Annotated in this window: 14 protein-coding genes; 12 read left to right on the top strand and 2 right to left on the bottom strand. The window is 62.8% G+C overall.

The features are described 5' to 3' along the window. Positions 1 to 82 precede the first annotated feature (82 nt). Complete coding sequence (tviB, locus tag HDE77_RS12880; RefSeq protein ID WP_184417750.1) at positions 83 to 1,360, top strand: Vi polysaccharide biosynthesis UDP-N-acetylglucosamine C-6 dehydrogenase TviB; 1,278 nt, start codon at positions 83 to 85, stop codon at positions 1,358 to 1,360. Positions 1,361 to 1,467: 107 nt separating this feature from the next. After that, positions 1,468 to 2,475: an NAD-dependent epimerase gene (locus tag HDE77_RS12875; protein WP_184417748.1), complete on the top strand. Its 1,008-nt coding sequence runs from the start codon at positions 1,468 to 1,470 to the stop codon at positions 2,473 to 2,475. 135 nt (positions 2,476 to 2,610) lie between these two features. Here HDE77_RS12875 and HDE77_RS12870 read toward each other — a convergent pair whose 3' ends face one another. Then, positions 2,611 to 2,826, bottom strand: coding sequence for a twin transmembrane helix small protein (locus HDE77_RS12870; protein WP_184417746.1), 216 nt, complete (start codon positions 2,824 to 2,826; stop codon positions 2,611 to 2,613). 59 nt (positions 2,827 to 2,885) lie between these two features. Here HDE77_RS12870 and HDE77_RS12865 point away from each other — a divergent pair, with 59 nt between their 5' ends. The 4 genes from HDE77_RS12865 to cyoE are packed head-to-tail and all read left to right on the top strand — an operon-like array spanning position 2,886 to position 6,330. Beyond that, on the top strand, positions 2,886 to 3,617 hold the full coding sequence (locus HDE77_RS12865; protein ID WP_184417745.1) for an SURF1 family protein: 732 nt from the start codon (positions 2,886 to 2,888) through the stop codon (positions 3,615 to 3,617). Positions 3,618 to 3,669: 52 nt separating this feature from the next. Continuing rightward, the gene (locus tag HDE77_RS12860; protein WP_184417744.1) at positions 3,670 to 4,239 is read left to right on the top strand and encodes a hypothetical protein; all 570 of its coding nucleotides are present in this window, start codon (positions 3,670 to 3,672) and stop codon (positions 4,237 to 4,239) included. Beyond that, positions 4,239 to 5,414, top strand: a complete 1,176-nt coding sequence (locus HDE77_RS12855) for a COX15/CtaA family protein (protein ID WP_184417743.1) — start codon at positions 4,239 to 4,241, stop codon at positions 5,412 to 5,414. The genes HDE77_RS12860 and HDE77_RS12855 overlap by 1 nt, the downstream gene beginning before the upstream one ends. A 1-nt stretch (position 5,415) precedes the next feature. Then, a complete protein-coding gene (gene cyoE / locus HDE77_RS12850; protein ID WP_184417742.1) occupies positions 5,416 to 6,330 on the top strand; it encodes a heme o synthase in 915 nt (304 codons plus the stop codon). A gap of 12 nt (positions 6,331 to 6,342) precedes the next feature. On the opposite strand, the gene HDE77_RS12845 is transcribed toward cyoE, so the two are convergent. Further along, complete coding sequence (locus HDE77_RS12845) at positions 6,343 to 7,920, bottom strand: tetratricopeptide repeat-containing sulfotransferase family protein (protein ID WP_184417741.1); 1,578 nt, start codon at positions 7,918 to 7,920, stop codon at positions 6,343 to 6,345. Positions 7,921 to 8,398: 478 nt separating this feature from the next. Here HDE77_RS12845 and HDE77_RS12840 point away from each other — a divergent pair, with 478 nt between their 5' ends. The 6 genes from HDE77_RS12840 to HDE77_RS12815 all read left to right on the top strand — a co-directional run bounded on the left by HDE77_RS12840 (position 8,399) and on the right by HDE77_RS12815 (position 19,342). Continuing rightward, the gene (locus tag HDE77_RS12840; protein ID WP_184417740.1) at positions 8,399 to 8,635 is read left to right on the top strand and encodes a hypothetical protein; all 237 of its coding nucleotides are present in this window, start codon (positions 8,399 to 8,401) and stop codon (positions 8,633 to 8,635) included. Positions 8,636 to 8,790: 155 nt separating this feature from the next. Next, complete coding sequence (gene mgtA, locus HDE77_RS12835; RefSeq protein WP_184417739.1) at positions 8,791 to 11,454, top strand: magnesium-translocating P-type ATPase; 2,664 nt, start codon at positions 8,791 to 8,793, stop codon at positions 11,452 to 11,454. A gap of 219 nt (positions 11,455 to 11,673) precedes the next feature. Beyond that, positions 11,674 to 13,335: a Na/Pi cotransporter family protein gene (locus tag HDE77_RS12830; RefSeq protein WP_184417737.1), complete on the top strand. Its 1,662-nt coding sequence runs from the start codon at positions 11,674 to 11,676 to the stop codon at positions 13,333 to 13,335. A 280-nt stretch (positions 13,336 to 13,615) separates the two neighbouring features. Next, positions 13,616 to 14,737, top strand: coding sequence for an efflux RND transporter periplasmic adaptor subunit (locus tag HDE77_RS12825; protein ID WP_184417735.1), 1,122 nt, complete (start codon positions 13,616 to 13,618; stop codon positions 14,735 to 14,737). Next, the gene (locus tag HDE77_RS12820) at positions 14,730 to 17,825 is read left to right on the top strand and encodes a CusA/CzcA family heavy metal efflux RND transporter (protein WP_184417733.1); all 3,096 of its coding nucleotides are present in this window, start codon (positions 14,730 to 14,732) and stop codon (positions 17,823 to 17,825) included. The genes HDE77_RS12825 and HDE77_RS12820 overlap by 8 nt, the downstream gene beginning before the upstream one ends. Positions 17,826 to 17,827: 2 nt before the next feature. After that, complete coding sequence (locus tag HDE77_RS12815; RefSeq protein WP_184417731.1) at positions 17,828 to 19,342, top strand: efflux transporter outer membrane subunit; 1,515 nt, start codon at positions 17,828 to 17,830, stop codon at positions 19,340 to 19,342. Positions 19,343 to 19,369: the final 27 nt, after the last annotated feature.

Genomic DNA, 19,369 nt, shown 5'->3' with positions numbered 1-19,369 from the left:
TCGCCTACTCTGGCCCTCGTTGTAGCCGTTCGCAAGACCGGGCCGATACCGCCAAAAACCAGAAAAACCGGGGATGTTCCGCATGCAGGCACTGGAAAATACCAAGATCGCCATCGTTGGCCTGGGCTACGTCGGACTGCCACTGGCGGTCGAATTCGGCAAGCGCTACGACACGCTGGGCTTCGACATCAATGCAACGCGCGTCGAGCAATTGCGCGCCGGCACGGACATCACGCTGGAGGTGGATGCCGATGAACTGGCCGGTGCCGGGCGGCTGCGTTTCAGCGCCGCGCTGGATGACATCCGCGACTGCAACGTCTATATCGTCACCGTGCCGACCCCGATCGACTCGGCCAAGCGCCCCGATCTGACGCCCCTGATCAAGGCCAGCGAAGCGCTGGGCCAGGTCATCAAGGCCGGCGATGTCGTGGTTTACGAGTCCACCGTGTATCCGGGCTGCACCGAGGAAGTGTGTATCCCGATCCTCGAAAAGGTCTCGGGCCTGCGCTACAACCGCGACTTCTTTGCCGGTTACAGCCCCGAACGCATCAACCCCGGTGACAAGCAGCACCGGGTTACCAGCATTCTCAAGGTGACTTCCGGCTCCACCCCTGAGGTGGCTGATTTTGTAGACCGGATGTACGCATCCATCATTACTGCCGGTACGCACCGGGCCAGCTCGCTGAAGGTGGCCGAAGCGGCCAAGGTCATCGAAAACACCCAGCGCGACCTGAATATCGCGCTGGTGAACGACCTGGCCAAACTGTTCAACAAACTGGGCATCGACACGCTGGAAGTGCTGCAGGCGGCCGGCACCAAGTGGAATTTCCTGCCCTTTCGGCCAGGCCTGGTCGGCGGCCATTGCATCAGCGTGGATCCGTATTACCTCACCCACAAGGCGCAGGAAGTTGGACATCATCCCGACGTGATCCTGGCCGGTCGTCGCACCAACGACAGCATGGGCCAGTACATCGCCGGCGAAGTGATCCGCCTGATGGTGTGCAAGGGCATCAACCCAGTGCGCGCACGCATCCTGATCCTGGGGCTGGCGTTCAAGGAAAACTGCCCGGATCTGCGCAACACCCGCGTGGTCGATATCGTGGAGGCCTTGAACGGCTACAACGCGCAGGTCGACATCTTCGACCCCTGGGTGGACGCGGCGGCGGCGATGCACGAATACGGCATCGACCTGATCGGTGCGCCGCAGCCAGACCAGTATGATGCGGTCATCGTGGCGGTGGGCCACCGGCAATTCGCCGATATCGGCAGCGTGGGCATTCGCGCGTTCGGCAAGCCCTCATCGGTGCTGTACGACGTCAAGTACGTGTTGCCACGCGATGCGGTCGATGGGCGTCTTTGAGCTTGGGAAGGCTGCCGTTGGTGCGTTCGCCGAAGCGTGGCGTGTATCGATCACGGCCATGAATACGCGGATGATGGGATGGAATGGACAGGTTGGATGAGGACGCAATGAAGATTCTGGTAACCGGCACTGCTGGATTCATCGGCTCGCACGTCGCGCTGCGATTGCTTGAGCGCGGTGATGAAGTCATCGGCATCGACAACCTCAGCGACTATTACGACGTGAACCTGAAGAAGGCGCGGTTGGCGCGCTTCATGGATCACCCGAACTACACCCACGTGACGGCGGATCTGGCCGATCGCGCGGCAATCGATGCGACGTTTGCGACGCACAAGCCGCGGCGTGTCATCAACCTCGCCGCGCAGGCCGGCGTGCGCTATGCCGCGCAGAATCCGCACATCTACGTGTCATCCAACATCACCGGTTTTCTGCACATCATCGAGGGTTGCCGTCACCACGATGTCGAGCACCTGGTGTTTGCTTCCACCAGCTCGGTGTATGGCGCGAATACGCTGATGCCGTTCTCCGAGCACGAACCCACCGAGCATCCGCTGACGCTGTATGCGGCATCGAAAAAAGCGAACGAGATGATGGCGCACAGTTACGCCCATCTGTATGGCCTGCCGTGTACGGGCCTGCGTTTCTTCACCGTGTATGGCCCGTGGGGACGGCCCGACATGGCGCTGTTCCTGTTCACCAGCGCGATTCTGGCTGGCGAGCCAATCAAGGTCTTCAACCATGGCCGGCACAAGCGCAGCTTCACCTACGTCGATGACATTGTCGAAGGCGTTCTTCGCACGCTCGACGCCGTGCCCACAGGCGATCCCGAGTGGAACGGAAAGGCACCGGACCCGGCCACCAGCCTCGCGCCTTATCGCCTTTTCAACATCGGCAACGAGCAGCCGGTGGAGTTGCTGCGGTACATCGAGGTGCTGGAGCAGTGTCTTGGCCGCAAGGCGCAAATGGAGCTGTTGCCGTTGCAGGCGGGCGACGTTCCCGATACCGAGGCCGATGTGTCGGCGCTGGCTGAAGCGGTGGGGTACAGCCCGAGCGTGCCGGTGGAAGAGGGCGTGAGCCGCTTTGTTCAGTGGTACCGGGATTACTACCAGAAGTGATGGCAGCGGCGGGAGTCAGGGCTCTCGGCTGACCCCTGGATCGTCGCAAAAGCGATCAGTCCCCGGGTCAGGCGTCGTGGCATCCGGCGCGATTTGTCGCGGATAAGGCGCAGCGGCCGGTGTGGCCGGTTACAATCACCGGCCGACGTCGTGCGGATGCAGCCAACCCATCCAGATGCCGAGCGCGACCATGCCGATCAGCAGCAATGACAGGCCGATACGGCGGGTCAGCGCCCATACCGTGCGCTTGTCGTCGTCCTTGTCAGTCATCATGAAGTACAGCGCCTGGCCGAGGCTGAAAATCACCACCAGCAGCAACCCCACCAGCGCATATTTGTAGATGGTTTCCACGTGATTGATCCGATCCATTTCGACCTTGGCAGTATAACGGCCGCAAGCCGGTGCTCCGCGTGAGCGGATTTCGCCGTCCGTCGTGGTGGGCGTTGCTGCTGACAGTGGCTGGCGCGTTGCTGTTCATACGTTTGGGCGTCTGGCAGTTGGATCGCGCGGACTTCAAGGAAGCACTTCTGCGGCGGTATGCCGCATCGTCATCCGCACCATGGCAGGACTTCGCCAAGGTGGCGCAGACACCGCCTTCCGATGCGTTTCCGCGAGTGCAGGTGAGTGGTCACTACCTCGTCGACCGGCTGTATCTGCTGGACAACCCCAAGCACGACGAGCGCGGTGGTGTGGAGGTATTTGCGCCGTTCGAATGGCAGGGCCAGCCGCAGTTGCTGCTGGTGGATCTGGGTTTTCTGGCCGGCAACGGTACCGGCCAGGCACCGCAGGTACCGCCGTTGCCAGCCACCGAGCTGACTCTGCAGGGCCTGTACGTGCCGCCACCGCCGGTCGGTTTCGAGATGGGTGGCGACGCGCTGGCACGCCAGACCCATTGGCCGAAGAGCAGCATCTTTCTGGATCCGGCGGAAATCAGCCACGATCTCGCCCGCCCGCTGTATCCACGGGTGCTGGCGCTGGATGCCGATCCGGCCGCGATCTATGAGCGTGTGCATACGCTCGATTTTTCCTCGATGCCGCCAGCACGGCACCGCGCCTATGCTTTCCAGTGGTTCTCGTTTGCGCTCGCGGCGGTGGTGATCCTGCTGGTGTTGAATCGCAAACGCGGCCCGCGAAAATCTTGAACCACGAACGTCACCTGACCAACCCATGTCGATGAAACCCGATGGAAGCCCGATGAATAGCGTTGACCCCGCCGCGTTGCGCAAAAGCCGCATGTTTCTGCTGCTGATTGCGCTGGTGTTTGCCGCGCCGATGATGGTTGCCGGTTGGCTCACCTATGCAGGCTGGCAACCGGATGCCAAGGGCAACGGCCAGCCGGTGCAGCCGCAGCGCAATTTCGTCAGCGAGAAGCTGGTCGTCCAGCTGGCGAATGGCCAGCCCTATGCCTGGCGTGACAGTGAGCCGCGCATGACCCTGGTGGCGCTGGCCGGCCCGGATTGCGCCGCGCAGTGTCTGGCGACGCTGACCAAGATGGCCGCCGCACGCGTCACGCTCAGCAGCAACATGTCGCGACTGCGATTGCTCTATCTGGGCACCCCGCCAGTGAACGACCAGCGCGACGGCATCAGGAATTACTGGCAGCTCGGTACCGACGTCGACGGCAAGCTCGCGATGTTCCGGCCAAGCACGCCAGACAGTGTCAGTGCCTTGCTGGTGGAGTCCAACGGCACCGCGCTGTCACTGTATCCTGCCGGCTTCGATCCTTCCGGGTTGCGCAAGGATCTGCAGAAGGTGATCCACTGATGTCGTCGCGTTTGCTGAAAATCCTGCGCGGGCTGTCGCTGCTGGCGGCGGTGTTCGCGCTGGGGCTGGTGATGTTCGGCGCGTTCGTGCGGCTGTCCAATGCTGGCCTGTCCTGTCCGGACTGGCCGACCTGCTATGGCCAGGTGACGTGGCCGCAGCATGCGCAGGCGGTGGCGCACGCCGATGCCGCGTTCCCGGATCGGCCGTACGAGGCACACAAGGCCTGGCGCGAGCAGGTGCACCGCTTCCTTGCCGGCACGCTGGGTGTGTTGGTGCTGGGGTTGGCGCTGCTTGCTACCTGGCGCAAGCGCGGTGCGCAGATCGCAGTGCTCGGCGGCGCAGTGTTCGCGGCGGTCGGGGTAAGCCTTTACATCCATGGCGAACGTGAATGGTCATCGTTGCTGGGCGGCTGTGCGATCGCGCTGCCGCTGCTTGCGGCGATGGGGCTGAGGCGGCCCGGCGCATGGAAGCTCTGCGTGCTGGCGTTGGCGGTGATCATCTTCCAGGCCATGCTCGGCATGTGGACGGTGACGCTGTTGTTGAGGCCGGTGGTAGTGATGGGCCATCTGCTCGGCGGCATGACCACGTTTGCCTTGCTGGCGTACGCCGCGCTGCGGTTTGCCGGGGTGGGTTCGGTGGATGACCGCATGGCCGATCTGCGCAAGCTGGTGGCGATCGGCATCGTGCTGCTGTTCTGCCAAATCGCGTTGGGCGGCTGGACCTCGGCGAACTACGCGGCGCTGGCCTGTGGTTACGGCCCGGGTTCTTTCCCCCAATGTCTGGGACAGTGGATGCCGCCGACTGATTTTCATCAGGGCTTCGTGTTGTCGCGTGGCATCGGCGTCAATTACGAAGGCGGTGTGCTGGACATGGCCGCGCGCAGCGCGATCCAGGTCGCGCACCGCACCGGTGCGCTGGTGGTGTTCTGCTATCTCCTGTGGCTGTCGTACAAGCTGGTCAGGCGTGGTTTGCGCGGGTACGGTATCGCGATCGCACTGGCGCTGGTGGGTCAAGTGCTGCTGGGTATCAGCAATGTGTATTTCGGATTGCCGCTGGCTGTGGCAACCGCTCACAATGGCGTTGCCGAGCTGTTGCTGTTCACCTTGCTGGTTGCGCTGGCGCGCACGCAGAAGCGGCATGATGCATTGATGTTCCAGACGTCCGGAAGGTATTGAGATGGCACAGTTCGGAGATCTGGTGGGCGAGTACCTGCAATTGACCAAGCCGCGCGTTGTTGCGTTGCTGGTGTTCTGCGCGGTGATCGGCATGTTTCTCGCCGTGCCAGGCATACCGCCATGGCGCGCACTGGTGTTCGGCACACTGGGCATCTGGATGGCGTCCGGTTCGGCTGCCGCATTCAATCACCTTATCGACGAGCGCATCGACAAGTTGATGGCGCGCACGGCGCGTCGCCCACTGGCCACCGGCAAGCTCACGCCGCATCAGGTGCTGGTGTTTGCGGTGTTGCTCGGCATCGCTTCGATGCTGGTGCTGGCGTTGCTGGTGAACCCGCTCACCGCGTTGCTCACATTCGGCGGCTTGATCGGTTACGCGCTGGTCTACACCGCTTACCTCAAGCGCGCGACGCCGCAGAACATCGTGATCGGCGGCTTGGCTGGCGCGATCCCGCCGGTGCTGGGCTGGACCGCGGTGACCGATGCGCTGCATCCGTTTGCGCTGCAACTGTGCCTGATCATTTTCGTATGGACGCCGCCGCATTTCTGGGCGCTGGCGATCTTCCGCCGTGAGGACTATGCGCGAGCGAAAGTGCCGATGCTGCCGGTCACGCATGGCGTCGTCTATACGCGCTGGCACGTGCTGTTCTACACCGTGCTGCTGGTGCTGGTGACCTTGCTTCCGGCGCTGACCGGCATGAGCGGCCTGATGTATCTGGGCGGTGCGGTCGTGCTCGACCTGGGCTTCCTGTACTACGCGATCCGCTTGCTGAATCCGCCGGACGAATTTTTTGCGATGCGCGTCTTCAAGTATTCCATCGTGTACCTGATGGCGTTGTTCGCACTCTTGCTGGCCGACCACTGGTTGGTCGCGCCGATCATGCAGCAGGGATTGATGTTTCAACGCACGGTCTGAGCGCGCTGCAACTCACCGATCGAGCGCGATGCCTGCGTTGCCCAGCAGCTCGCGCAGTTCAGCCAATTGCGCCTCGTAGTGCTTCCATCGCTTGAGCGCGTTGCGGTAGATCGGCTCGCGCACCTGTGCCGCACTGGCGGTGCTGGCGGGTGCCTGATTGCTCTCGAAATTCAGGCAGGCGTCGTTCCAGGGCAGGCCGCAGAATTCAAGTAGCTGCCGCGTGCTGGCCTCCTGCGCATTCACCAGCGTTTCGTAATCCACTTCCAGGACGCGCCCCGGGAACGCCTGCTTCCAGTGCGCCATCAGGCGATCGAACAGGATGTAATACCTGCCGGTGTTGAGCAGGTCGAACGAATATTCGTGGTAGGGCGATGCCAGCGTGAACAGCTGGCGGAAGTTGCTGAGGCAGGTGTCCATCGGGTCGCGCCGCAGGCAGATGATCTTTGCGTTGGGCAGTGCGTTCGCGATCGCGCCGACATACAGAAAGTTGTGCGGCAGCTTGTCGATGAAGCGAGGCTTGCCTGCGGTATCGGGTCGGGTGCTGGCCAGATAGCTCTCCCCCAGCTGGCGCCAATCGACGTCTTGCGAACGGGTGATGGTATCGACGTCGATCAGCTGCGGCGTGCGGCTACCCGAGGCACGTTTGAGCGCGAGGGCGAAGTTCTGCAGCTCGCCAGAGGAGTGCACGTCGGGATGGCTGGAGATGATGCGCTCCACCAGCGTGGTGCCCGAACGCGGCATGCCGATGATGAAAATGGGCTCCTCGGTGGCGAAGCCGGCCGAGGCGGGCTGCTGTCGGGGCGATGCGCGGGTGATTGCCTCGAACAGCGCCTCGTCCCGTTGAGACGAATCATCGGGTTTGACCATGGCTGCTGCCTTGCCCGCTACAAGGTGTTCGAATGCCTTGGGATAGTCCGCCAGATCCTCGTATTCCTTGGCCAGCGCCAAATGGAGATTCAACTGCGCGTCATGGTTTGCCACCGTCTTCGGCAACAGCGCATGCAAGCGTTCCAGGTGATTGCGGGTGGCGCTCTGCTTGCGCAGCTGTGACAACGTCAGATGCGCGCTCCAATGCCACGGCGCCAGTCCCAGGCAAGCCTCAAGCTCGCGTTCCGCGGCGTCCAGGTCGCCCAGGAACACCAGCGATTTGGCGAAGTTGTACCGGTAGTTCGGCTGGCTCGGCGCCAGCGTCGCGGCGCGGTCGTATAGCGAAGTAGCGCGTTCATGGGAATTCGCGCGGGTGTAGATCACGCCAAGTGTGTCGAGTGTCTGTGCGTCCAGCGGCAACAGTGTCAGTGCCCGCTCCGCAACGGTCACGGCATCGGCCGACAGGTTGACCATAGAGAGCGCCTTGGCAAATTGGGTCGCATAGTCGGCCCGTAGCGGATACAGGAACATGGCCCGCTGCAGATACTGGAGCGCCTGCGGCATTTGCTGCAGCTCCAGCGCCGACACCCCTGCGAGGTGATGCAGCTCGGCCCCGTTGGGTGCCAGTGGCAGCAGCTGCGTCGCCATGTCGAGCGCCTTGCGCCACTCCCGCTGGCTGAAGGCGGCGGTGGCCTGGGCATAGAGTTGAGCGGGATCCATCATCAGGTTCCAGATCGTGGCAAGAGGTGAAATGCATGCCCTTCGACTCCGCTTCGCTACGCTCAGGGCGAACGGTCCCTATGCGGATTTGCGGGCCCGATCGATAGTAATACGCCGTATTTCACCCATCACGCTGGTGGATCCGGCCAACGGATCCTGTGATCCGGCCCGATGTGGCCGAATGTGAACGAATTCCCCGACGGATGCCTGTTTTTGCGTTGACTCGGGCTCGTTTGCCCCGCAAAATACGCGGGCTGAATGGCGCGTCTTGCCACCAGCTCCCAGTCCTGACAAACAAAGGCATATGGACGTTTACCCTAGTCGCAACGTCGACATCCGCTCGCTTCGGGTGCCGACGCCGCATAACAACAAGCTGAACGCCTGCGGCGACCGCCTGCGGTCGGCTGGTGCTTTCCTCGACTAGGAAAACACCGGCCCACCCCTGACGACGCCTACGGCGTCGTTACGAGGAGATGGGCCCATGAAGCTCCTTCGCGATACCCTTCTGTTGCGCGCACTGCGCCGGCTCTTTGCCGGTCGTCGTCATGCTGTGCGTCGCCCCTACACCATCACCGTGCCCGCACCGCTCGAACAGCCGTCCGCCAGCAACGTGATCGAATTGCATCGCCGGCCCACCGTGGCCGACAGTCGCCCGACGCACGCCCAGGGCGATGCACTGCCATCTTCTGTACATCTCGCACTGGTATCCAGTCGCTGATGGTTGCGTTGACGTCATGCAAGGGATGGCCTCCGCCAGCGGCGGCGCCGTTCTGGCCGTTTGCGCGGCCAAACGCGCTGACAGTAGCGCAGCCGGCGGATTGAATCCGCTGACTCGCACCGTAGGCAGGCATCAGCGAATCACGGAAGCGGGTCATGACCAAGCAATCCAATCAAGCCGTCGCAGTCAAGGCGGCGGGCAAGGGCGCGGCAGTGTTACTGCACGCCGCCGTCGCGCAGGAGGCGTTCCAGGCCAACGATGCGCTGCTGGCGTCGCTGGACACGAATCTGACCGGCCTCGATGAAGAGCAAATAGAAGATCGGCTGAATCGCGACGGCTCCAACGAGGTCTCGCACGAGAAACCGCCGCATTGGACACGGCAGTTGCTGCGCACGTTCAAAAACCCCTTCATCATCGTGCTGCTGATTCTGGCAGTGGTGCAGGTGGTCATCACGCCCGACGATCTATCCGGGCCGATCATCATCGCCGTGATGGTGAGCATCAGTGTGCTGCTCAGCTTCAGCCAGGAGTATCGCTCCTCGCGCGCTGCCGAAAACCTGAAGGCGATGGTGCGCAATACCGCCACGGTCACCCGTCGGGCATCGGACGGCCACAGCGAGCGCATCGAAGTGCCGGTCAGCGAGCTTGTGGTCGGCGACATCGTGCATCTGGCAGCCGGCGACATGGTGCCGGCGGACATTCGCCTGCTGACGGCGAAAGATTTGTTCATCAGTCAGGCGATCCTCACTGGCGAATCGTTGCCGGTGGAGAAACTCGCGCCGACCCACGCGCAGATCGAGCAACATAAACAACAAACTTCGCACGACAGCCTGCTCGATCTCACCACGGTCTGCTACATGGGCACCAACGTGGTCAGCGGCACCGCCAGCGCGGTAGTTGTGTCGACCGGTGCGCGCACCTACCTTGGTTCGATCGCGCGAACGATCACCGGTCAACGCGTGCAGACCAGCTTCGATCGAGGCGTCAAGAGCGTCAGTTGGTTGCTGATCCGGTTCATGCTGGTCATGGTCCCGATCGTGCTGGGTATCCAGTGGTTCAAGCACGGTTTCTTCGAGGCGCTGCTGTTCGCGCTGTCGGTCGCCGTGGGTCTCACTCCGGAAATGCTTCCGCTAATTGTTACCGCGAACCTGGCCAAGGGCGCGCTGGCGATGTCCAAGCGCAAGGTGGTGGTGAAGCGGCTCAACGCGATCCAGAATTTCGGTGCGATGGATGTGCTGTGCACCGACAAGACCGGCACCCTGACGCTGGACAAGATTGTGCTGGAGCGACATCTGGATCTGGATGGCGAGGAGTCCGACGAGGCTCTCGAATATGGCTATCTCAACAGCCACTTCCAGACCGGTCTGAAAAACCTGATGGACAAGGCGGTCCTGGCTCATCGCGATCTTGAAGGGACGGTGGCGCGTTATCGGGTGGTTGACGAAATTCCGTTCGATTTCCAGCGCCGGCGCATGTCGGTGGTGGTGGCCAAGGACGATGGCGAACACCTGCTGATCTGCAAGGGTGCGGTCGAGGAAATGCTGTCGATCTGTGCGTTTGCCAGAGTGGGCGACGTCATCGAGCCGATGACCCATGAGCGTCGACAGGAAATCAAGGCGATGACGCATCGCCTCAATGAAGACGGTCTGCGCGTGCTGGTCGTGGCGATGCAGCGTGAGCCGAGTCACGAGCGTCCTTACAGCGTGGCCGACGAAAGCGGCTTGATCGCGGTCGGGTGTCTCGCGTTCCTCGATCCGCCGAAGGACTCTGCTGCTACGGCAATCCTCGCACTGCACGCGCACGGCGTCGAAGTGAAGGTAATTACCGGCGACAACGAAGCGGTGGCGCGCAAGATCTGCCGCGAGGTCGGACTGGACGTCACGCACTCGGTACAGGGTCGCGATATCGAGTCGCTTCAAGATGCCGAACTGGATGCGCTGGTCGCGCGTGTCACGGTGTTTGCAAAGATGTCGCCGGCACAGAAGGCCCGCGTGGTGAAGTCGTTGCAGCGTCAGGGACACACCGTCGGCTTCCTCGGCGACGGCATCAACGATGCGCCAGCGCTGCGCGAGGCGGACGTCGGCATCTCGGTGGATACCGCGACCGACATCGCCAAGGAGTCGGCCGACATCATCCTGCTCGAGAAGAACCTGATGGTGCTGGAGGAGGGCGTGCTCGAGGGGCGCGTCACATTCGGCAACATCATGAAGTACATCAAGATGACCGCCAGCTCGAACTTCGGCAATGTGTTGAGCATGCTGATCGCGAGCGCGTTCCTTCCGTTCCTGCCGATGCTGCCGCTGCAGGTGCTGGTGTTGAATCTGCTGTACGACATCTCGCAGTTGTCGATACCGTTCGACCGCATGGACGACGACTATCTGCGCAAGCCGCGCAAGTGGGACGCCGGCGACATCGGCCGTTTCATGGTGTGGGTGGGACCGGCCAGCTCGGTGTTCGACATGACCACCTTCCTGCTGCTGTGGTACGTGTTCGGCGCGAATTCGGCGGCACACCAATCGCTGTTCCAGTCCGGCTGGTTCATCGAAAGCCTGCTGACGCAGACGCTGGTGGTGCACATGATCCGCACGCGCAAGATCCCGTTCCTGCAGAGCAGTGCTGCTGCGCCAGTGCTCGGGCTGACCACCGCGATCATCGTGATCGGCATGTTGCTGCCGTACACCGCGATCGGTACCAAGATCGGCATGATGGAAATGCCGGGGGTGTACTTCGGGTGGCTGGCGATTACGGTGCTGGCGTATTGCGCGCTGACCCAGTTGGTGAAGGTGGTCTACATCCGTCGCTTCGGGCGCTGGCTCTGATTGCCCAACCTCTTTAGTTTGAGGTGGGAATGAATAGCCTCCTCTCCCTTTGGGGAAGAGGCTTGAGGTGAGGGGCGGGTGCTCGCGGGTTAGCTGCACCTAAGCGTGCTTTGATTCGATCAACATCGGCGCAAGCACCCGCCCCTCATCCCAACCTTCTCCCCGCCGGGGAGAAGGGGCGAACGCGAAGAGCGTGTAACTAATTGGAGCTGAGTTGACATGAAAGGCACCTTCGCCTTGTTCGACATCGCCGGCTATGTCGCCCTGCTGTTGTGGGGTACGCACATGGTCACCAGCGGCGTGCTGCGCGGTTACGGCAGCGCATTGCGTCGTTGGCTGGGTCGTTATCTCGGCCGGCGTCCGGCGGCGTTCGCGTTTGGCATATGCATCACCGCCGTGCTGCAGAGCAGTACCGCGACCGGCATGATGGCGACCTCGTTCGCGGCCGGCGGCTTTCTCGGTCTCGCGCCTGGGCTGACCGTGATGCTGGGCGCGAATGTTGGTACCACGCTGATCGTGCAGGTGATGTCGTTCGACATCGCGATCATTGCGCCGATCTTTATCCTGCTCGGCACGGCCATGCACAAACGCAGCGATGACGCGCGTTACAAGAACATCGGCCGTGTCGGCATCGGGCTGGGCCTGATGCTGCTTGCGCTGCATCTGCTGGTGCTGACGATGGCCCCGGTGGAGAACGCGCAGGCGCTGCGCGCGGTCTTGCAGAGCCTGTCCGATGAGCCGGTGATCGCACTGCTGGTTGCGGCCATCCTTACCTGGGCATGTCATTCCAGTGTGGCAGTGGTGCTACTGATCGTTTCGCTGGCAACCGCTGGCGTAGTCGATGCACCCGGCGCACTGGCGCTGGTGTTGGGCGCGAATCTCGGTGGCACGCTGCCGGCGTTGTTCGATGCGGCCACGCCCGTCGCGCGCCGCCTGCCGCTCGGCAATTTGATGGTGCGCGGCTTCGGCTGCGTGGTCTGCCTGCCGTTGCTGCATCCGCTCGCGCAATGGCTGGCACCGCTGGGTGCTTCGCCTGCGCGCATCGTGGTGAATTTCCACACCGGGTTCAATCTCGCGCTGGCGTTGTTGTTCATCCTCCCAGTGGAGCGCTTTGCGCAGTTTCTGGTACGCCTGCTGCCGGAGCCGCCACAGCCGTCCGATCCGGCGGTGCCGCAATATCTTGATCCCGCGGCGCTGGACAGCGCCAACGTGGCACTGGCAAATGCGGCGCGCGAAGCGATGCGCATGCTCGACATGGTCGAAGGCATGCTCAAGGGACTGGTCGAAGTATTCGGCAAGGACGACCGTGCGCGCGCCGCGGCGATCAGCCGGATGGATCCGACGCTGGATCGTCTCGGCGTGGCGATTCGCGAATACCTCGCCGGGCTGGGCGGCGAAGCCCTGAACGAGGAGGACGGCGAGCGCAGCCAGGACATCCTCGCATTCGTCATCAACATCGAGCACATCGGCGACATCACTGCGAACAACCTGATGGAGTTCGCCGCGAAGAAGGCCGAACGAGGCCAGGACTTCAGTGCCGACGACATCCTCGACCTTTTCGCGATGCACGCCCAGGTGATGGAGAGCCTGCAACTGGCGGTGGCGGTGTTCCTGCGCAGCGACACGCGCGCCGCGCAGCAGCTGGTGGCGCGAAAGCCGTTGCTGTGGCGGATGGAGAACGAGAGCTCGGAGCGGCACATCCGTGCGCTGCGCGAGCACCGCGATGGCGGCGGTGGCGACGTCTACCTGCGCATCCTGCGCGACCTCAAGCGCATCCATTCACACCTGGCTGCGCTTGCCTATCCGGTGCTGGAGCGTGCGGGCCTGCTGCAGGAGCGGTTGGTACGCGAGGCGCCAAACCATCGTACGGGCGTGGTGTAACCGTTTTGTCATCGACTTCGAGCAAACAGGAGAACACAGACCTTGCACAGTAGTGGCTCAACCGACAAACCACCTCCAAAACGGCTGCATCGACGCCGCACTGCGCACACTTCGTCCTGAAGTGAGCCCGGAACGCGGCGGCCTTTGACGGTCTCACCGCGGCCCGGGATGCGCTCGCAGTTCACCACTGAACTGCCCGCCTTCTCCTCGCCGTATGCATCGCCCGCGGGTCATTGACCGCAGCGGGTTCGTTCATACCTTCATGTCGAAGGGGAAGCTCATGTTGTTCCGTTCCGTTGGAAATTTTTCGCAGCTCGTCACCGCCAGCATCCTGACGCTGCTGCTCGCCGCCTGTTCGCATGGATCGACCGAGGCGGCACCGCCAGCGCCCGTGGTCATTGCCGAACACGGTCTGCTGCAGGTGCCAAAAAATTCACCGTTGCGTTCGCAGCTGGTGGTGCAGCCAGTCGAGTTGCACAACGCTCCGCATGCGCTCGTTTTTCCGGCGACGATCGAAGCCGATCCATCTCGTACCGCCAATGTGCTGCCAGCGCTGACCGGCAAGGTCGTTGAATTGAAAGTCGGCCTGGGCGATCGCGTCGAGCGCGGCCAGTTGCTTGCAGTGGTCGATTCAGGCGATCTGGCACAAGCCTATGCCGACGTCGAGAAGGCGCGCGATACGCTGGATCTGGCAAAGAAAACCCTGGACCGGGCGCGCGGCGTGAAGGCAGCCGGCGGCGCGGCGCAAAAGGATCTGGAAGCCGCACAAAGCGGCTATAGCCAGGCGCAGGCCGAGTTCGACCGCGCGCAGACACGGCTTGCGGCGGTGGGCGGTGCGCCGGGCTCTGCGCGGACGATGAAGGTCACCGCGCCGGTCAGTGGCTACATCACCGCGCTGTCGGTCTCGCCGGACATGTATGTCAACGACCCCACCGCGGCGATGATGACCATCGCCAATCTCGACGCCGTGTGGATTACCGCGAATGTGCCGGAGAGCGATGTCGGGCTGGTCGCGAAGGGGCAGCCGGTGGACGCCACTCTGGCCGCGTATCCGGATGAGGTATTTCATGGTCGCGTGAGTTTTGTCAGCCCCGTGCTGCAGGCAGACACGCGCAGGGACATGGTGCGGATCGCCGTCGCCAACCCGGATGGACGGCTGAAGCCGAACATGTTCGCGAAGGCGAGCTTCAGCATCCCGCAACCGGCACAGGTGTTTGTGCCGGAGTCCGCGCTGCTGATGAACAACGACAGCATCACGGTGTTCGTCGAAGTGTCGCCGTGGACGTTCGAGCGCCGCACTGTCGAGCTCAGCTACGACGAAGCCGCCGGCGCCCGCGTCGTGAAAGGCCTGAAGGCCGGTGACCGTGTGATCGTGAGGGGCGGAGTCCTGCTCAATGATTAACGCGATCTTCCACTTCTGTTTCCAGAAGCGCCTGCTGTTCATTGTGGTGACGATCCTGGTCGCGTGCTTTGGCTATTACTCCTGGACCCAGCTGGCGATCGAGGCCTACCCGGAGTTGAGCGACGTCACCGCCCAGGTCACCACCCAGGTGCCGGGCCTGGCCGCCGAGGAAATCGAGCAGCAGATCACCACGCCGCTGGAGCGCGGCCTCGCCGGTACGCCCGGCCTGGTGAGCATCCGTTCGAGCAGCACGTTCGGTCTGTCGCTGATCACGCTGGCGTTCAAGGATGGCGCCGAGGATTACTGGGAACGCCAGCGTGTGGTCGAGCGGATTGGACAGGTCACGCTGCCACCCGGCATCACGCCCGGTCTTGATCCCGTGTCGGGCCCGGCCGGCGAGATCTATCGCTACACGCTGGAATCCAACAGCAAGAACCTGATGCAGCTGTCAGAGTTGCAGAGCTGGGTGATCATCCCTGCGCTGGAGCAAGTTCCCGGCGTTGCCAACGTCGATTTTTTTGGCGGCTTCACCAAGGAGTTCCAGCTCGAACTGGACCCGGCACAGCTGTTGCGCTACGGCGTCAGCGCAGGCCAGGTGACCAGCGCGATTTCCGCCAACACCGCCAATGCCGGTGGTGGCCGCATCACGCGCGGCGAGCAGTCATACATTGTGCGTGGCATCGGCATGGTGCACACGCTGAAGGACCTGGGCGACATCGTGGTGACCCAGAGCAACGGCGTGCCGGTGCTGGTGCGCGATCTGGGCAAGTTGCAGTACGGCCACCAGGTGCGCGAAGGGATCCTGGGCAAGGACAACAATCCCGACACGGTCGAAGGCATCGTTGATCTGCTCAAGTACGAAAATCCGTCGCTGGTGCTGGACGGTATCCACGCCAAGGTCAACGAACTCAACAAGCAATTCGCTGCGCAGGACGTGCGCATCGTGCCTTACATCGACCGCGACGACCTGGTCAACGCGACCAAGGAAAAAGTCTTCCACACCGTGATGGAAGGCGTCGGCCTCGTCTGCATCGTGCTGATCCTTTTCCTGGGTAGTGCGCGATCGGCGCTGGTGGCTGCGGTGGCCATACCGATGTCCCTGGTCACCGTGTTCATCCTGATGTTTTTCACCAAAATGCCGGCGAATCTGTTTTCGCTCGGTGCCATCGACTTCGGCGTGATCGTCGACGGCACCATCGTGGTGATGGAAGCGATCCTGCGCCGTCGTGAAGAAAAGCCCCACGAGGTGCTCACCGAAGACGACGTGATGACGGTGACCAAGCACGTCGGCCGTTCGATCTTCTTTGCAACCCTGATCATCATTACGGCTTATTTGCCGTTGTTCGCGTTCGAGCATGCGGAAGGCAAGCTGTTCCGGCCGATGGCATTCACCGTGGGCTATGCGTTGCTGGCCGCGTTGCTGTGCACGGTCACGCTGACGCCCGGAATTGCATACATCGCGTTGCGCAAGCCGCGCAAGCTGTTCCACAACAAACCGCTGGAGAAATTGCAGGCGGCCTACCGCGGCAGCCTGGGTCGGCTGCTGTATAAAATGCCGGTGGTCTACACGGTAACGGCGGTGGCGCTGCTCAGCGTGTTGGTGCTGGGTGCGACACTCGGCCGCGAGTTTCTGCCAGACCTGGATGAAGGCTCCCTGTGGGTGCAGGTGCAGCTGCCGAGCGGACTGTCGCTGGACAAGGCCAGTGAGATGGCCAGTGAATACCGCCGCGTGGTGGGCGCGTTTCCCGAGGTGTCCTACGTGGTCACCCAGCTCGGTCGCAACGATACCGGCAGCGATCCCTGGACGTCGTCGCATATTGAATCCGGCGTCGGCCTGAAGCCTTACGACAGCTGGCCGTCAGGCGAGAACAAGGCCGCGTTCGTGCGCAAGCTCAACACGCGTCTGCAGCAGATACCGGGCATCAGCGCAGGCATCAGCCAGCCGATCGTCGACGGCGAAAACGACATGATCGGCGGCGCGCATAGCCCCCTGGTACTGCGCATCTATGGAGATGACTTCAAGCAACTGCGCCGCATCGGCGGGCAGATCGTCGACGTGCTCAGGGACGTGCGCGGAACAGCCGATGCATCGATCTTCCAGGAGCCACCGATCCCGCAGCTGGCGATCGAGGCTGATCGTGACGCGGCAGCGCGCTATGGCATCAACGTCGCCGATATCAGCAGCCTGATCCAGACGGGCATCGGCGGTGCGCCGATTACCCAGGTGTATGTGGGCGATCGCATCTACAACGTCACCGCCCGCGTATCCAATACGGTAGCGAACAGCATCGAGGCAATCGGGGAGTTGCCGCTGACTTCGAGCACCGGTGCAGCCGTTCCGCTCAAGCTGGTGGCACATATCAGCATGAAGACCGGCGAAAGCACCATCTCGCACGAGCAGAACCATCGTCAGCTGACCATCCGCATCGACAATCGCGATCGCGCGTTGTCGGAGTATCTCGTTGATGCCCAGCAGCAGATCGACGCGAAGGTGCACTACGACAAGCAGAACTATCACCTCGAATGGGCCGGCACGTTCGAGAACCAGCAGCGTGCGCAGGCACGTCTGATCGTGGTGCTAGGGCTGGTGCTGGCGATCATGGCGGTGCTGCTGTTCGCCGAATTCGGCAAGCTGCGCCAGGCGCTGCTGGTGCTTGCGGTAGTGCCGCTGGCAACCCTCGGTGGTTTGCTCTCGCTGCACTTGCGCGGCGAGACATTCAACATCGCCACTGCGGTCGGCTTCATCGCCTTGTTCGGCGTGGCTGTGCAGAACGGCATCATCATGGTGTCGAACATCAATCGTGTCCGCGCCGAAGGCCTGTCGATTGCCGATGCGGTCATCGCCGGTGCGACTGAACGCTTCCGTCCGGTATTGATGACGGCAACCGTAGCCAGCGTGGGCATGCTGCCGGCCGCCCTCGCCACCGGCATTGGCACGGACGTGCAGCGTGGACTGGCTACCGTGGTCGTCGGCGGCCTGCCGATCGCTACGCTGCTTACGCTGTACATCCTGCCGAGCTTTTATTTCGCGATGGAGCACTTCGTCGAGAGGCATAAGCGCCGCGTGCAGCCGGCGAAGGAGGTCTGAGCATGTTCGCTTTTGGCAAAATCAATCCATGGCGCGCTTGCCGCGAGTTGCTTGGCGTTGGCCTTGGCGTGCTGCTCACTGCGTGCGCGGTCGGGCCGAACTATCAACGGCCGGCCGCCCCAACGGCCCATAGCTACGCGCCGACGGCGCTACCGCAGACCACGGCAGCTGCATCCGGCCAGGGTGGCAATGCACAACAGCTGGTGCAGGACATGGACATCCCGGGGCAGTGGTGGACAATGTTCCATTGCGCGCCATTGAACGCGCTGATCGACGATGCGCTGAAGCACAATGCCGATACGGAAGCCGCGCAGGCAGCCCTGCAGGTCGCGTGGGAGAACGTGCGTGCGCAGCGTGGCGCGTTCTTCCCCAGTATCGAGGCCAGCGTCGATCCGACCCGGCAGAAAACCGGCACGGTGCTGTCCAGCGGCGTCGCATCGAACAGCACGCTGTACAACCTCACTACGGCCCAGGTCAGCGTGTCGTACTCGCCGGATCTGTGGGGCGGCAATCGTCGGCAGGTGGAATCGCTGGTGGCGCAGGCGAATGCGCAACGCTTCCAGCTGGAGGCGACCTACCTCACGCTGACCAGCAATCTGGTCAATGCGGCGATCCAGGAGGCCTCGCTGCGCGAGCAGATCGAAGCCACCCGGCACATCGTCGACGACCAGCAGCGGATCATGGCGACGTTGCAGCGCCAGTTTGCGCTTGGCGATGCCCCTGAAGCAGCGGTAGCCGCGCAGCAGGCCGCCCTCGAGCAAAGTCGCGCCACATTGCCGCCGCTGGAGAAACAGCTGGCCCAGCAGCGCGATCTGCTCGCTGCCCTCAGCGGGCGCATGCCGAGTGACGCCATCGACGATCGCTTCACGCTGGATACGTTGCAACTGCCAGGCGAGTTGCCACTGAGCCTGCCGGCACGGCTGGTCGAGCAGCGTCCCGACGTACGCATGGCCGATGAACAACTGCATGCGGCCAGTGCGCAAGTCGGTGTGGCGATCGCGAACCGGCTGCCGAACGTGCAGATCAGTGCGAGCGTCGGCAGTGCGGCGGTGCAGGCGAGCTCACTGCTGACCACTGGCACCGGCTTCTGGAGCATCGGTGCCGGCATCACCGCGCCGCTGTTCGATGGCGGCACGTTGAAGCACAAGCAGCGGGCGGCCGAGGCGACTTATCGGCAAAGCGCGGCGCAATACCGCAGCACGGTGATCGATGCCGTGCAGAACGTCGCCGACGTGTTGCACGCGGTGCAATCCGATGCCGCTGCGCTGGTCGCGGCCGACCTGGCTGAGCGCGCCGCCGCGCGCAGCTTTGCCATCGCGCAACAGCAGCTCGCGCTCGGTGACATCAGCGAGGTGGTGATGCTCAATGCCGAGCAGACCTGGCGACAGGCTGCCATCGCGTTGGCGCAGGCACGCGCGAACCGCTACGCCGATACGGTGGCATTGTTCCAGGCGCTCGGTGGCGGCTGGTGGAACCGGCATGATGTGGCATCGTCGCAGGCGACACCCACGCCTTGACCGATGGTTTGCTTGCGTTTGCCGGAG

Origin of the sequence: Rhodanobacter sp. MP7CTX1, from assembly GCF_014205795.1 — a bacterium.
Classification (GTDB): Bacteria; Pseudomonadota; Gammaproteobacteria; order Xanthomonadales; family Rhodanobacteraceae; genus Rhodanobacter.
Note: the sequence above shows the minus strand (reverse complement) of the source record. Positions and strands in the feature narration are given on the sequence as shown.